The sequence below is a fragment of the Streptomyces sp. JLBG701 genome, from assembly GCF_058544905.1.
Genome location: NZ_CM178588.1, coordinates 4,434,571 through 4,449,275, shown reverse-complemented (window position 1 = coordinate 4,449,275; position 14,705 = coordinate 4,434,571). Strand labels below are relative to the sequence as shown.

At 69.9% G+C, this 14,705-nt stretch carries 12 protein-coding genes; 11 read left to right on the top strand and 1 reads right to left on the bottom strand.

From position 1 onward, the window contains the following. Nucleotides 1-26: 26 nt before the first annotated feature. Nucleotides 27-1,451 (top strand): NAD-dependent malic enzyme, encoded by a 1,425-nt coding sequence (locus AC5DRG_RS20425; RefSeq protein WP_491812001.1) that lies wholly within the window; start codon nucleotides 27-29, stop codon nucleotides 1,449-1,451. Between the two features lie 338 nt (nucleotides 1,452-1,789). After that, the gene (locus tag AC5DRG_RS20420) at nucleotides 1,790-2,071 is read left to right on the top strand and encodes an HU family DNA-binding protein (RefSeq protein ID WP_105974351.1); all 282 of its coding nucleotides are present in this window, start codon (nucleotides 1,790-1,792) and stop codon (nucleotides 2,069-2,071) included. Nucleotides 2,072-2,209: 138 nt separating this feature from the next. On the opposite strand, the gene murA is transcribed toward AC5DRG_RS20420, so the two are convergent. Continuing rightward, nucleotides 2,210-3,550 carry a UDP-N-acetylglucosamine 1-carboxyvinyltransferase gene (gene murA, locus AC5DRG_RS20415; RefSeq protein ID WP_491811999.1) on the bottom strand — a complete coding sequence of 447 codons (1,341 nt, stop codon included), beginning with the start codon at nucleotides 3,548-3,550 and terminating at the stop codon, nucleotides 2,210-2,212. A gap of 251 nt (nucleotides 3,551-3,801) precedes the next feature. Between murA and AC5DRG_RS20410 the strand changes: the two genes are divergently transcribed. From AC5DRG_RS20410 to AC5DRG_RS20370, 9 genes are all read left to right on the top strand, one after another. Then, entirely contained in the window at nucleotides 3,802-4,374 is a 573-nt protein-coding gene (locus AC5DRG_RS20410; RefSeq protein ID WP_491811998.1) for a YqgE/AlgH family protein, read from the top strand. 29 nt (nucleotides 4,375-4,403) lie between these two features. After that, nucleotides 4,404-4,703 (top strand): DUF3039 domain-containing protein, encoded by a 300-nt coding sequence (locus tag AC5DRG_RS20405; RefSeq protein ID WP_491811997.1) that lies wholly within the window; start codon nucleotides 4,404-4,406, stop codon nucleotides 4,701-4,703. Between the two features lie 197 nt (nucleotides 4,704-4,900). Next, complete coding sequence (locus AC5DRG_RS20400; RefSeq protein ID WP_491811996.1) at nucleotides 4,901-6,196, top strand: extracellular solute-binding protein; 1,296 nt, start codon at nucleotides 4,901-4,903, stop codon at nucleotides 6,194-6,196. Further along, nucleotides 6,193-7,152 (top strand): carbohydrate ABC transporter permease, encoded by a 960-nt coding sequence (locus tag AC5DRG_RS20395; protein ID WP_491811995.1) that lies wholly within the window; start codon nucleotides 6,193-6,195, stop codon nucleotides 7,150-7,152. Before AC5DRG_RS20400 ends, AC5DRG_RS20395 begins: the two co-directional genes overlap by 4 nt. Before the next feature lie 23 nt (nucleotides 7,153-7,175). Beyond that, the gene (locus tag AC5DRG_RS20390; protein WP_491811994.1) at nucleotides 7,176-8,021 is read left to right on the top strand and encodes a carbohydrate ABC transporter permease; all 846 of its coding nucleotides are present in this window, start codon (nucleotides 7,176-7,178) and stop codon (nucleotides 8,019-8,021) included. A gap of 1 nt (nucleotide 8,022) precedes the next feature. Next, nucleotides 8,023-9,681 (top strand): beta-N-acetylhexosaminidase, encoded by a 1,659-nt coding sequence (locus AC5DRG_RS20385; RefSeq protein WP_491811993.1) that lies wholly within the window; start codon nucleotides 8,023-8,025, stop codon nucleotides 9,679-9,681. Between the two features lie 227 nt (nucleotides 9,682-9,908). Beyond that, nucleotides 9,909-10,802, top strand: coding sequence for an FAD binding domain-containing protein (locus AC5DRG_RS20380; protein WP_491811992.1), 894 nt, complete (start codon nucleotides 9,909-9,911; stop codon nucleotides 10,800-10,802). Beyond that, entirely contained in the window at nucleotides 10,799-12,334 is a 1,536-nt protein-coding gene (locus AC5DRG_RS20375; protein ID WP_491811991.1) for a (2Fe-2S)-binding protein, read from the top strand. The genes AC5DRG_RS20380 and AC5DRG_RS20375 overlap by 4 nt, the downstream gene beginning before the upstream one ends. Beyond that, nucleotides 12,331-14,640 (top strand): xanthine dehydrogenase family protein molybdopterin-binding subunit, encoded by a 2,310-nt coding sequence (locus AC5DRG_RS20370; protein WP_491811990.1) that lies wholly within the window; start codon nucleotides 12,331-12,333, stop codon nucleotides 14,638-14,640. The genes AC5DRG_RS20375 and AC5DRG_RS20370 overlap by 4 nt, the downstream gene beginning before the upstream one ends. Nucleotides 14,641-14,705 lie beyond the last annotated feature (65 nt).

Here is a 14,705-nt window from a genome sequence, read left to right as displayed (position 1 = left end):
TCACACGGTGGAAGAGGAAGTCGGACATGGCAACGGCGCCCAGCGTCTCCTACTCGATCACGGTCCGTCTGGAGGTGCCCGCCAGCGGAACGGCGGTCTCCCAGATCACCACGGCCGTGGAGTCCCACGGAGGCTCGGTGACCGGCCTCGACGTGACCGCCTCCGGCCACGAGAAGCTCCGGATCGACGTCACCATCGCCGCCACCTCCACCGCGCACGCCGACGAGATCGTCCAGCAGCTGCGCGGCATCGAGGGCGTCACCCTCGGCAAGGTCTCGGACCGTACGTTCCTCATGCACCTCGGCGGCAAGATCGAGATGCAGTCCAAGCACCCCATCCGCAACCGTGACGACCTCTCCATGATCTACACCCCGGGCGTGGCCCGCGTGTGCATGGCGATCGCGGAGAACCCCGAGGACGCGCGCCGCCTCACCATCAAGCGCAACACCGTCGCAGTCGTGACGGACGGCTCGGCGGTCCTGGGCCTCGGCAACATCGGCCCGATGGCCGCCATGCCGGTCATGGAGGGCAAGGCGGCCCTGTTCAAGCGCTTCGCCGACATCGACGCCTGGCCGCTGTGCCTGGACACCCAGGACACCGACGAGATCGTCGCGATCGTCAAGGCGATCGCCCCGGGCTTCGCCGGCATCAACCTCGAGGACATCTCGGCGCCCCGCTGCTTCGAGATCGAGGCGAGGCTCCGCGAGGCCCTCGACATCCCCGTCTTCCACGACGACCAGCACGGCACCGCGATCGTCGTCCTCGCCGCCCTGAAGAACGCACTTCGCGTCGCGGGCAAGGCAATTGGCGACATCCGCGTCGTCATGTCGGGCGCCGGCGCGGCCGGTACGGCCATCCTCAAGCTGCTGCTCGCGGCCGGCGTCAAGAACGCGGTCGTCGCCGACATCCACGGCGTCGTGCACGCCGACCGCGAGGACCTGGTGGGCGCCGCGGCCGACTCGCCGCTGCGCTGGATCGCCGACAACACCAACCCCGAGGGCCTCACCGGCACCCTCAAGGAGGCCGTGCGCGGCGCCGACGTCTTCATCGGCGTCTCCGCCCCCAACGTCCTCGACGGCGACGACGTGGCCGCCATGGCCGACGCCGCCATCGTGTTCGCGCTCGCGAACCCCGACCCCGAGGTCGACCCGGCGATCGCCCGCCAGACCGCGGCCGTCGTGGCCACCGGCCGCTCCGACTTCCCGAACCAGATCAACAACGTGCTGGTCTTCCCGGGTGTCTTCCGCGGCCTCCTGGACGCCCAGTCCCGCACGGTCAACACCGAGATGCTGCTGGCGGCCGCGCAGGCGCTGTCCGACGTGGTGACCGAGGACGAGCTGAACGCGAACTACATCATCCCGAGCGTCTTCAACGAGAAGGTCGCGGGCGCGGTGGCCGGTGCGGTGCGGGAGGCGGCGAAGGCCGCGGGAGCGTCGGTCTCGGCGTCGTAGTTCGTCTGGAGTCGGTGTGCGGCTGCTGTGAGGATCGCCACGGCAGGCCCCGCATCGGCGCGTCGCGGAACCCGGGGCTCGTGGCAGCCGTTTATCGTGACGGCCAGGCTCGGGCCCTGCGTTCGTGTGACTCCCAGGAGTGTTCTCGCGACTCCCAGGGGTGCCTGATTGGCTTTCCCGCCGCAGGTAGGGGCAGGATGCCTCCCTGGGCGCGAGGGTCTGACGACGGACCCGGGTCCGGGGACTCACCGAGGAACCTGGCAGCATCGGCTGTGCCCAACATGCGGCTCCGCCGCGTGGCACGCCTCAAACGGTAAGAAGAACACGGGAGTAACAACATGAACCGCAGTGAGCTGGTGGCCGCGCTGGCCGACCGCGCCGAGGTGACCCGCAAGGACGCCGACGCCGTTCTGGCCGCGTTCGCCGAGACCGTCGGCGAGATCGTCGCCAAGGGCGACGAGAAGGTCACCATCCCCGGCTTCCTGACCTTCGAGCGCACCCACCGTGCCGCTCGCACCGCGCGCAACCCGCAGACCGGCGACCCGATCAACATCCCCGCCGGGTACAGCGTCAAGGTCTCCGCGGGCAGCAAGCTCAAGGAAGCGGCGAAGGGCAAGTAACCTTGCCGTCTGTACGCCACGGGATGGTGTGCGGCTTGTAGCAACGCCAATGGGGCGGCGCCCGGACTTCGGGTGCCGCCCCATCGTTGTGCTGTCACCAATGGCCTCAAACGCCGGCCGGGCTGAATATGGCCGAGGCTATCCGAGTGCCTTGCCCGGCAGTTCGACCTTCGCGCCCAGCTCCACGAGCTTCTCCATGAAGTTCTCGTAGCCGCGGTTGATGAGGTCGATGCCGTGGACCCGGGACGTGCCCTGGGCGGCCAGCGCGGCGATGAGGTACGAGAAGCCGCCGCGGAGGTCGGGGATGACCAGGTCGGCGCCCTGGAGGCGGGTCGGGCCTGAGACGACCGCCGAGTGCAGGAAGTTGCGCTGGCCGAAACGGCAGTTGGAGCCGCCGAGGCACTCGCGGTAGAGCTGGATGTGGGCGCCCATCTGGTTGAGCGCGGAGGTGAAGCCGAGGCGGGACTCGTACACCGTCTCGTGGATGATCGACAGGCCCGTGGCCTGTGTCAGCGCGACCACCAGCGGCTGCTGCCAGTCCGTCTGGAAGCCGGGGTGGACGTCCGTTTCGAGGGCGATCGACTTCAACTGCCCGCCGGGGTGCCAGAAACGTATGCCCTCGTCGGCGATCTCGAAGGCGCCGCCCACCTTCCGGTAGGTGTTGAGGAACGTCATCATCGAACGCTGCTGAGCGCCACGGACGTAGATGTTGCCCTCGGTCGCCAGCGCCGCCGACGCCCAGGACGCGGCCTCCAGGCGGTCCGGCAGGGCGCGGTGGGTGTAGCCGCTGAGCGAGTCCACACCGGTGACGCGGATCGTGCGGTCGGTGTCCATCGCGATGATGGCGCCCATCTTCTGCAGGACGCAGATGAGATCCTCGATCTCGGGCTCGACGGCCGCGTTCGAGAGCTCGGTGACACCCTCCGCGAGGACCGCCGTCAGCAGCACCTGCTCGGTCGCGCCCACCGACGGGTACGGCAGCTGGATCTTGGTGCCGCGCAGCCGCTGCGGGGCCTCCAGGTACTGGCCGTCCGCCCGCTTCTCGATCTTCGCGCCGAACTGCCGCAGCACCTCGAAGTGGAAGTCGATCGGCCGGCCGCCGATGTCGCAGCCGCCCAGGCCCGGGATGAACGCGTGCCCGAGGCGGTGCAGAAGAGGGCCGCAGAACAGGATCGGGATCCGGCTCGAACCCGCGTGGGCGTCGATGTCGGCGACGTTGGCGCTCTCCACGTGCGAGGGGTCCATCACCAGCTCGCCGGGCTCCTCACCCGGACGGACCGTCACCCCGTGCAGCTGGAGCAGACCGCGTACGACACGCACGTCTCTGATGTCGGGCACGTTGCGCAGGCGGCTCGGACCGCTGCCGAGCAGTGCGGCCACCATGGCCTTTGGTACGAGGTTCTTCGCACCGCGGACACGGATCTCACCCTCGAGCGGGGTTCCGCCGTGGACAAGCAGGACATCGTCGTTGACGGTCATGTATCTCGCGTTCCGATGAGTGGGGCAGGGCCAGGTAGGACAGACTAATCGCCGCCCACCCCCCTCCCGTAAGCCCAAGGACCTCCTAGCTCGGTCATAGCTCTGTCACAACACGAACCGCTCTCAATCGGACACATGGGGTCACTGGCCTGTTTGTGCGCCGGGGTCGCTTCCGTCCGCCCTGAGCTGCATTCACTCCTCTCCCCGCATTGCCTCCCCACGCGCGGGGCAGATGCGGGATCATGTCTGGCATGACCGAGGTGTCCTCGCTCACAGGGCGGTTGCTCGTGGCAACCCCCGCCCTGGCGGACCCGAACTTCGACCGCGCGGTGGTGCTCCTTCTCGACCACGACGAGGAGGGCTCCCTCGGCGTCGTCCTCAACCGCCCGACCCCGGTGGACGTCGGGGACATCCTGGAGGGCTGGGCGGACCTCACCGGGGAGCCGGGTGTCGTCTTCCAGGGCGGCCCCGTGTCCCTGGACTCGGCCCTCGGTGTCGCGGTCATCCCGGGCGGCGCGTCCGGCGACCGGGTTCCGCTGGGCTGGCGCCGGGTGCACGGTGCGATCGGGCTCGTCGACCTGGAGGCACCGCCGGAACTGCTCGCCTCGGCCCTGGGCTCCCTGAGAATCTTCGCCGGATACTCGGGCTGGGGCCCAGGACAGCTGGAGGACGAGCTGGTCGAGGGCGCCTGGTACGTCGTCGAGTCGGAACCCGGCGACGTCTCCTCCCCGTCCCCGGAAAGACTCTGGCGCGAGGTCCTGCGCCGCCAGCGCAACGAGCTCGCGATGGTGGCCACGTATCCGGACGACCCTTCGCTCAACTGATGCCAGGGAGCTTCAGTACTCTTGGCGTTATGAGCACTCTTGAGCCTGAGACCCAGCCCCAGCGAGGCACTGGGACGGGAACCCTCGTAGAGCCGACGCCGCAGGTGTCGCACGGCGACGGGGACCACGAGCGCTTCGCCCATTACGTCCAGAAGGACAAGATCATGGCGAGCGCCCTCGACGGCACCCCCGTCGTGGCGCTGTGCGGCAAGGTCTGGGTGCCCGGCCGCGACCCGAAGAAGTACCCCGTGTGCCCCATGTGCAAGGAGATCTACGACTCCATGGGCGCGGGCGGCGGAGACAAGGGCAAGGACGGCGGGGACAAGTAGCGGTCCCGCTTCACATCTGACGACTTCTCGACCCCCTGGACGCGCTTCGGCACGCCCGGGGGGTCTTTGCGTGTTGTGGTCACAGAGTGGTTGAGACCTCTTGTGGACATGTTCATGTAGTCCTTAACCTCCGGAGTGTTGTGCAGAGCGAAATAGCCATTGCGTATGTTGCAACGCAACACTCGGAGGATCACCCCATGAAGCTCTCCGCCCGGCCGGCCGTGCTCCTGGCGCTCCTGGCCGTTGTCACCGCCTGCGCCCCCCAGACTTCCGACAACTCCTCCTCCGACAAGGACGAGAAGACCGGCACCCTGCGCGTCTGGCTCTTCCAGGAGGTCGGAAACCAGCCGAAGGAGAAGGTCGTCGACTCCGTCGTCGCCGCCTTCGAGAAGACCCACAAGGACACCAAGGTCGACGTCGAGTACATCCCGATCGACACCCGCGCCCAGCGCGTCAAGGCCGCCTTCAACGACCCGAAGTCCGCTCCCGACCTCATGGAGTACGGCAACACCGACACCGCCGGTTATGTCCACGACGGCGGACTCCTAGACGTGACCGGGGACTTCGGCGACTGGAGCGAGGCCAAGGACACCGACCCCACCGCCAAACAGTCGGTCACTGTGGACGGCAAGATGTACGGCGTCCCCTTCTACGTCGGCGTCCGCGCCCTGTACTACCGCACCGACGTCTTCGAGGAACTCGGCCTCGAAATACCGAAGACGATGGCCGAACTGGCCTCCACGGCCCGCGAGATCAGGGCCGCGAAGCCCGACCTGTACGGCCTGGTCGTCGGCGGCGCCTACACGTACGGCGCGATGCCCTTCGTCTGGGCCAACGGCGGCGAACTCGCCACCGGCAAGAACGGCTCGTACGCCTCCGCCATCGACAGCGCCGCCGCCCAGAAGGGCATCAAGGCCTACACCTCCCTCTTCGGCGACGACAACTGTCCCGCCGCCAAGTGCGCCGGGATGGGCGGCAACGACACGATCACCGCGTTCGCCGCCGGCAAGGCTGGTATGGCGATCGGCGGCGACTTCAGTCACACCGCCGTCGAGGCCGGGAAGGTGAAGGGCAAGTACGCGGTCGTGCCGCTGCCCGGCGTGAAGTCCGGGTCGATCGCTCCGGCGTTCGCCGGCGGCAACAACATCGGTGTCCTGAAGAGCACTTCGCATCGCACGCTCGCCGTCGAGTTGATGGAGCAGCTTGCGTCGAAGAAGACGCAGGCCTCGTTGTTCGACGCGATGGGGTTCCTGCCGACCTTCGGGGACGTGCGTACCCAGGTCGCGGCGGAGAAGCCGTATGTGAAGCCCTTCGCCGAGACGCTTGTCGCCGGCACCAAGTTCGTGCCCGCGTCGCCGGCTTGGGCGCAGATCGACTCCTCGCTGGTGCTGCCGACGATGCTGCAGGAGGTCATCAGCGGCAAGAAGGATGTGGCTACGGCTTCCAAGGACGCGGCTACGAAGATGGATGACGCGTTTGGCTCCATCGGATGAGTGCGCCTACCAAGGTGGGGGGCGCGGATCGTGTGCGGCTGCAGGTCCGTGGTGGCTTGTCGCGCAGTTCCCCGCGCCCCTTGGTACGTATCAGTACCCCCTGGTTGTATCTCGCCCCTGCCCTTGTCGTCCTTGGTGGGCTGCTCGTCTATCCCATCTATCAGCTTGGCCTGATCTCGTTCTTCCACTACACCCAGGCCCAGGTCAGTGGTGGTGAGCCGACCACCTTTGAGGGGTTCGGGAACTACGCCGAGTTGTTCGGGGACACGCAGTTCTGGCAGGTGTTGCTGGCTACCGTGCTGTTCGCGGGGGCGTGTGTGGTGTCGACGATCGGCGTCGGCTGTGCGCTCGCCGTGCTGTTGACACGTGTGCGTGCCGTGCCCCGGCTGGCGTTGATGCTGGCCGCGCTCGGCGCGTGGGCTACGCCGGCCGTCACGGGGTCGACGGTGTGGCTGCTTCTGTTCGATCCGGACTTCGGGCCGGTGAACCGGGTGTTGGGCCTGGGCGACCACTCGTGGACGTACGGCCGCTTCAGCGCCTTCTTCCTCGTGCTGCTCGAAGTGGTGTGGTGTTCCTTCCCGTTCGTGATGGTGACGGTGTACGCCGGCATCCGCGCCGTACCGGAAGAAGTGCTGGAGGCGGCGGCCCTGGACGGCGCCTCGCAGTGGCGCATCTGGCGTTCCGTTCTCGCGCCGATGCTCCGGCCGATCCTGATGGTCGTCACCATCCAGTCGGTCATCTGGGACTTCAAGGTCTTCACCCAGATCTACGTCATGACGAACGGCGGCGGCATCGCGGGCCAGAACCTCGTGCTGAACGTGTACGCCTACCAACAGGCCTTCGCGTCCTCGGAGTACAGCCTCGGTTCGGCGATCGGGATCGTGATGCTGCTGATCCTGCTCGCGGTGACGCTGGTGTACCTGCGGCTGCTGCGCCGCCAGGGGGAGGAGCTGTGAGCCCTGTGAATCCGGTGAACCCCGTGAATCTTGTGCGTGGATTCGTACGACGGCCAGGGCGCGCGGCGGCCGAGACGGCGGCGCTGCTGATCGCGGTCGTGGTCGCCTTCCCGCTGTATTGGATGGTGCTGAGCGCCTTCAAGCCGGCCGGTGAGATCGAGTCGACCGAGCCGCGGCCATGGACTCTGGACCCTTCCCTGGACTCCTTCCGGCGGGTGTTCGGGCAGCAGGAATTCGGCCGTTACTTCCTCAACAGTGTTGTCGTGGCGTGCAGTGTCGTGCTCGTCTCGGCGCTGATCGCGTTTCTCGCCGCGACCGCCGTGACGCGATTCCGGTTCCGCTTCCGGACCACCCTGTTGATCATGTTCATGATCGCCCAGATGGTGCCCGTGGAGGCGCTGACGATCCCCCTGTTCTTCCTCATGCGGGACTTCGGCCAGCTGAACACCCTGGGCGCGCTGATCCTGCCCCACATCGCCTTCTCGCTGCCCTTCGCGATCTGGATGCTGCGGGGGTTCGTGAAAGCCGTGCCGGAGGCGTTGGAGGAGGCCGCGTACATCGACGGGGCGAGCCGGGCGCGATTCCTGTGGCAGATCCTTTTCCCGCTCGTCTTCCCGGGGTTGGTGGCCACGAGCGTGTTTTCCTTCATCTCGGCCTGGAACGACTTCCTGTTCGCCAAGTCGTTCATCATCAGCGACACCTCCCAGTCGACGCTGCCGATGGCCCTGCTGGTCTTCTTCAAGCCCGACGAGCCGGACTGGGGCGGGGTCATGGCGGCCTCCACGGTGATGACGATTCCGGTGCTGATCTTCTTCGTACTCGTACAGCGACGGCTGGTCTCCGGGCTGGGCGGAGCGGTAAAGGACTGACGTGACTGAACTGATTCCCGCGTCCCGCGGCGTCGTCGCCGGTTCGGGCGAGGTGCGGCTGACGGTGCATTCCCAGCTCTACGCCGGCACCGCGACGGAGGGGGTCGGGCACTGGCTGCGCACCGTCCTGCGGGAGGCCACCGGCCTGCCGCTGCGTGAGGGGTGGGAGCTCGACGACACCGAGGGCGACGGCATCGGGCTTCAGCTCGACCCTCGGCTCGGCCCCGAGGAGTACCGCCTCGTCAGCGACTCGACCGGCGTACTGATCGAGGGCGGCAGCGCGGCCGGTGTCTTCTGGGGAGCCCAGACGCTGCGGCAACTCCTTGGCCCCGACGCGTATCGCAGGGCCCCGCTCGGCCGCGACCGTACCTGGGCCGTGCCGCATGTCACGATCGAGGACGCCCCCCGATTCCGCTGGCGCGGCCTCATGCTCGACGTGGCCCGGCACTTCATGCCCAAGGACGGCGTCCTGCGCTACCTGGACCTGATGGCGGCGCACAAACTCAACGTCTTCCACTTCCACTTGACGGACGACCAGGGCTGGCGCGTCGAGATCAAGCGGTACCCGAAGCTGACGGAGACCGGCTCCTGGCGGGCCCGTACGAAATTCGGCCACCGTGCCTCACCGCTGTGGGAGGAGAAGCCGCACGGCGGTTACTACACGCAGGACGACATCCGGGAGATCGTCGCCTACGCCGCCGAGCGGCATATCACCGTCGTCCCCGAAATCGACGTACCGGGACACTCGCAGGCCGCCATCGCCGCGTATCCGGAACTCGGCAACACGGACGTCATCACTGCATCCATTGCAGAGGGCACCGCCTTGAAGGTCTGGGACACCTGGGGGATCTCTCCGAACGTACTCGCCCCCACTGACAACACCCTGCGGTTCTACGAGGGGGTGTTCGAGGAACTGCTGGATCTCTTCCCCGCGGACGCCGCCGAGTTCTCGGCGTTCATTCACGTCGGCGGTGACGAATGCCTCAAGGACCAGTGGAAGCGGTCGCCGACCGCGCAGGCCCGGATCAAGGAACTCGGGCTCGTCGACGAGGACGGGCTCCAGTCGTGGTTCATCGGACACTTCGACAAGTGGCTCTCCGCGCGCGGGCGTCGACTCATCGGCTGGGACGAGATCCTGGAGGGCGGGCTCGCGGACGGGGCCGCCGTGTCCTCCTGGCGTGGTTACGAGGGCGGGATCGCCGCCGCGCGGGCCGGACACGACGTCGTCATGTGCCCCGAGCAGCAGGTGTACTTGGACCACCGCCAGGCGCCCGGCGAGGACGAGCCCGTGCCGATCGGCTACGTGCGCACCCTGGAGGACGTCTACCGGTTCGAGCCGGTTCCGCCGCAGCTCACGGAGGCGCAGGCCGCCCATGTGCTGGGCGCGCAGGCCAACCTGTGGACCGAGGTGATGGAGGACCACGCGCGCGTGGACTACCAGGCCTTCCCGAGGCTCGCCGCGTTCGCCGAGGTCGCCTGGAGCTCCCTGCCCGCCCCGGGGATACGGGACTTCGCCGACTTCGAGCGGCGGATGGCCGTCCATTACGGGCGACTTGACGCCCTGGGCGTCGGCTACCGCCCGCCCGGCGGTCCGCTTCCGTGGCAGCGGCGGCCGGGTGTGCTCGGCCGCCCGATCGAGGGGGCGCCCCCGAACAAGTAAGGGGAAAAAGGCCCCAAGCGTCACCGAAGAGTGGCAATTCAAGCGCACCGGCAAATCCGTATGAAAACGGACCATCTCCCTGGTGAGGTGGGCGAATGCCTCCTAGCGGACCCCCGCGTTCGGGACTTGCGAAGATGTGCCAGAGTTGCCACGTCCGCCCTGTCAGCACGTACCGTACGGCAGCAACAGGTGGGACCAGGTGGGGCAGCGGGAAGGGGCAGCCGGTTTTGACCACGCACGCACCGCAGGCGGCGCAGTCCGTCACGCTGCCCACAACGCTGGACGAGGCCGTGGCGGCGCTCGCCGCAGTGCCCGCCGCCGTGCCGGTGGCCGGCGGCACCGACCTCATGGCCGCCATCAACTCCGGGCAGCTGCGGCCCGCCGCGCTCGTCGGGCTCGGCCGGATCAGCGAGATCCGCGGCTGGCAGTACCAGGACGGCCACGCCCTGCTCGGCGCGGGCCTCACCCACGCGCGGATGGGCCGTCCCGACTTCGCCGCCCTGATCCCGGCCCTCGCCGCGTCCGCGCGTGCCGCGGGCCCGCCGCAGATCCGCAACGCGGGCACCCTGGGCGGCAACATCGCCTCCGCCGCGCCCACCGGGGACGCCCTCCCCGTGCTGGCCGCCCTGGAGGCGACGCTGATCATCGCGGGCCAGGGCGGGGCGCGCCGGGAGATCCCGGTGTCGCACCTGCTGGCCGGCATGGAGATGCTGCGCGCCGGTGAACTCATCGGGTACGTGCGCGTGCCGCTGCTGCACGCGCCGCAGGTCTTCCTGAAGGCGACCGGCCGCACCGGCCCCGGACGCTCCGTCGCCTCCGTCGCCGTCGTCCTCGACCCCGCCCGGCGCGGAGTCAGGTGCGCCGTCGGGGCCATAGCGCCGATGCCGCTCAGGCCCCTGGACGCCGAACAGTGGGTCGCCCGGCTGATCGACTGGGACAACGCCCGCGCGATCGTCCCCGAGGCGCTGAGCGCCTTCGGGGAGTACGTCGCCGCGGCCTGCATCCCCGATCCGGTGCCGGCCGAGGACGGCTCCGTACAACCGCTTCCGCCCGCCGTACTGCACCTGCGGCGCACCGTCGCCGCGCTGGCCCGACGAGCACTGGGGAGGGCACTGACGTGACCGACGACCAGCACGGAGAGGGCGCGCCCCGGAGCGGCGGACGCTGGGATCCGCTGCCCAACGGCGACTACGACGACGGCGCGACCGCCTTCGTGAAGCTCCCCGAAGGGGGCATCGAAGCCCTCCTGGCCGCCGACAGCCCGCTCGCCGCGCCGGGCCACGGTTACGTGCCGCCGCAGATAGAGGTCACGCCCGGCACGCCCGACCCCGGCGCCACCGGCGGCTGGGCCGTGCCGCCCGCGCCCGCCGAGGGCGTCCAGTGGCCGGACCCGAACGCCGTGCCGCAGGACGGCACACACGGCCGGAACGCGTACGACCAGTTCACGTACAACCCCGGGGCCACCGGGCACTGGGCCTTCGGGGACGTGCCGACGACGGAGGCCGCGGCCGCGCCCGGACACGATGTGACCGGGGAGTGGTCGATCCCTGTCGCCGGGGGGGATCTTCCGGACGAATCGGGCGAGTTCACCACATCGTCACTGGTCGAGCAGTGGGGCGGCACGCCCCCCGCCACGCTCCCCGGCGGCGCGGCCGCGCCCTGGGCGACCGAGGCCGCGGGCCAGCCGTGGGGTCGACAGGCGGACGAGGCCGGGGCGCCCGAGCCGGACCCGGTACCGCAGGCCTCGCAGGTGTCGGCCGAGGCGTACGTCCGGCCGCCGGCCGCCGAACCCGCCGTAGAAGCCCCACAGTCCACTCAAAGGGCCGATGGGGCGGATGAGGCGTCCGGGGACGCGCAGGGGGCCGTGGAGGCCGCTGAGGGGCGCTCTGAGGCTTCCGGTGAGGAGTCCGTGGCGGACTCGGATGGCGACGCCGCGTCCGATGCCGACTCCGAGGCTTCCGGGGCTTCCGACGAGGCCGCGCCCGTGCCGCACGACGAGGAGCATCCGCTCGCCTCGTACGTGCTGCGGGTCAACGGCGTCGAACGGCCCGTCACCGACGCCTGGATCGGTGAGTCGCTGCTCTACGTCCTGCGTGAGCGGCTCGGACTCGCCGGTGCCAAGGACGGTTGCTCGCAGGGCGAGTGCGGGGCGTGCAACGTCCAGGTCGACGGACGGCTCGTCGCCTCCTGCCTGGTGCCCGCGGTCACCGCGGCCGGCAGCGAGGTCCGTACGGTCGAGGGCCTCGCCGCCGACGGACAGCCCTCGGACGTGCAGCGGGCGCTCGCCAGGTGCGGCGCGGTGCAGTGCGGTTTCTGCGTGCCGGGCATGGCGATGACCGTGCACGACCTCCTTGAGGGCAACCCGGCGCCGACCGAACTGGAGACCCGCCAGGCCCTGTGCGGCAACCTGTGCCGCTGCTCCGGCTACCGGGGCGTCCTGGACGCCGTCCAGGAGGTCGTCGCCGAACGTGAGGCACACGCCGCGGCCGACGCTGAGACGGACGGGGACGAGGCACGTATCCCGCATCAGGCGGGCCCGGGGGCCGGTGGCGTCAACCCGTCGGCGTTCGAGCCCCCGGGCTCGCGCGGCCAGTCCCATGCCGACCAGTCCTACGGCGACCAGTCCTACGGCCAGGACGGAGGCCAGGCGTGAGCAACGAAGCCGCCACCGCGACCACCCCCGCGGAGGCCGTCCCCACCCCCGAGCCCATCCCGCACGGCCTCGGCGTCTCCCTGCCGGCCGCCGACGCGCGTGCCAAGACCGAGGGCACCTTCCCGTACGCGGCCGACCTGTGGGCCGAGGGCCTGCTGTGGGCGGCCGTGCTCCGCTCGCCGCACCCGCACGCGCGCATCGTCTCCATCGACACGTCCCACGCGCGCGACATGCCCGGCGTACGGGCCGTCGTCACGCACGAGGACGTGCCGGGCGCCACGTCGTACGGCCGCGGCAACTCCGACCGCCCGGTGTTCGCCTCCGAGGTAGTACGCCACCACGGCGAGCCCATCGCCGCCGTGGCCGCCGACCACCCCGACACCGCGCGCATGGCCGCCGCCGCCGTCATCGTCGAGTACGAAGTACTCGACCCGGTCACCGACCCCGAGCAGGCCTTCGAGGCCGAGCCGCTGCACCCCGACGGCAACCTGATCCGGCACATCCCGCTGCGCCACGGCGACCCGGACGCGGCCGGCGAGATCGTCGTCGAGGGCCAGTACCGCATCGGCCGCCAGGACCCGGCCCCCATCGGCGCCGAGGCCGGTCTCGCCGTGCCCCGCCCGGACGGCGGCGTGGAGCTGTACCTCGCCTCCACCGACCCGCACACCGACCGCGACACGGCGGCCGCCTGCTTCGGCCTGGAACCCGAGCGCGTGAAGGTCGTCGTCACCGGCGTCCCCGGCGCCACCGCCGACCGCGAGGACCAGGGCTTCCAACTCCCGCTCGGCCTGCTGGCGCTGAAGACCGGCTGCCCGGTGAAACTGACGGCCACGCGCGAGGAGTCCTTCCTCGGCCACGCCCACCGCCACCCGACCCTCCTGCGCTACCGCCACCACGCGGACGCCGAGGGCAAGCTGGTCAAGGTCGAGGCACAGATCCTGCTGGACTCGGGCGCGTACGCGGACACCTCGTCGGAGGCGCTCGCCGCCGCCGTGGGCTTCGCCTGCGGTCCCTACGTCGTCCCCAACGCCTTCATAGAGGGCTGGGCCGTCCGCACCAACAACCCGCCCTCCGGCCACGTACGCGGCGAAGGCGCCATGCAGGTCTGCGCCGCCTACGAGGCGCAGATGGACAAGCTGGCGAAGAAGCTCGGCATCGACCCGGCGGAACTGCGCCTGCGCAACGCGCTGGCCACCGGGGACGTGCTCCCGACCGGCCAGACGGTGACGTGCCCGGCACCGGTCGCCGAACTCCTCCAGGCGGTACGGGACTTCCCGCTGCCGGCCCTCCCCAAGGACACACCCGAGGACGAGTGGCTGCTGCCCGGCGGCCCCGAGGGCGCGGGCGAACCGGGCGCGGTGCGCCGGGGCGTCGGCTACGGCCTCGGCATGGTGCACATGCTCGGCACCGAGGGCGCGGACGAGGTCTCGACGGCCACCGTCAAGGTCCAGGACGGCGTCGCCACGGTCCTGTGCGCGGCCGTGGAGACCGGCCAGGGCTTCACGACACTGGCCCGGCAGATCGTCCAGGAGACCCTCGGCATCGACGAGGTCCACGTGGCGCCGGTCGACACCGACCAGCCCCCTGCGGGCCCCGGCCTCCGCGGCCGCCACACCTGGGTGTCCGGCGGTGCGGTGGAGCGCGCGGCGAAGATGGTCCGTACGCAGTTGTTGCAACCACTGGCGCACAAGTTCGGCATGTCCACGGAGCTGCTCCAGATCACCGACGGCAAGATCACGTCGTACGACGGAGTCCTGTCGACCACCGTCACCGAGGCGATGGACGGCAAGGAACTGTGGGCCACGGCCCAGTGCCGCCCCCACCCGACGGAACCACTGGACGAGGCCGGCCAGGGCGACGCCTTTGTGGGCATGGCCTTCTGCGCGATCCGCGCGGTGGTGGACGTCGACATCGAACTGGGCTCGGTACGGGTGGTCGAACTGGCCCTCGCCCAGGACGTCGGCCGCATCCTGAACCCGACCCAGCTGGCGGCCCGCATCGAGGCCGGCGTCACACAGGGCGTCGGCATCGCGTTGACGGAAAACCTGCGCACCGCGCGCGGGTTGATCCGCCATCCCGACCTCACGGGCTACGCCCTCCCGACGGCCCTCGACGCGCCGGACATCCGGATTGTGAAGCTGGTCGAGGAGCGTGATGTGGTCGCCCCCTTCGGGGCGAAGGCCGCGTCGGCGGTCCCGGTGGTGACGTCCCCGGCGGCGATCGCGTCGGCGGTGCGGGCGGCGACGGGACGTCCGGTGAACCGGCTGCCGATCCGCCCGCAGGCGGCGGTGGTGACGGGGCAGTGACCGAGGACGAGAGGCAGTATGAACCGCCGCCCGCGGTGGGGAAGTTGCTGCTTGTGGTGCTGTTG

What these genes read in the sequence shown, in the direction of transcription:
- AC5DRG_RS20425 (WP_491812001.1), top strand. Translation starts at nt 27, where the DNA reads ATGGCAACGGCGCCCAGCGTCTCCTACTCGATCACGGTCCGTCTGGAG.
- AC5DRG_RS20420 (WP_105974351.1), top strand. Translation starts at nt 1,790, where the DNA reads ATGAACCGCAGTGAGCTGGTGGCCGCGCTGGCCGACCGCGCCGAGGTG.
- murA (WP_491811999.1), bottom strand. Translation starts at nt 3,550, where the DNA reads ATGACCGTCAACGACGATGTCCTGCTTGTCCACGGCGGAACCCCGCTC.
- AC5DRG_RS20410 (WP_491811998.1), top strand. Translation starts at nt 3,802, where the DNA reads ATGACCGAGGTGTCCTCGCTCACAGGGCGGTTGCTCGTGGCAACCCCC.
- AC5DRG_RS20405 (WP_491811997.1), top strand. Translation starts at nt 4,404, where the DNA reads ATGAGCACTCTTGAGCCTGAGACCCAGCCCCAGCGAGGCACTGGGACG.
- AC5DRG_RS20400 (WP_491811996.1), top strand. Translation starts at nt 4,901, where the DNA reads ATGAAGCTCTCCGCCCGGCCGGCCGTGCTCCTGGCGCTCCTGGCCGTT.
- AC5DRG_RS20395 (WP_491811995.1), top strand. Translation starts at nt 6,193, where the DNA reads ATGAGTGCGCCTACCAAGGTGGGGGGCGCGGATCGTGTGCGGCTGCAG.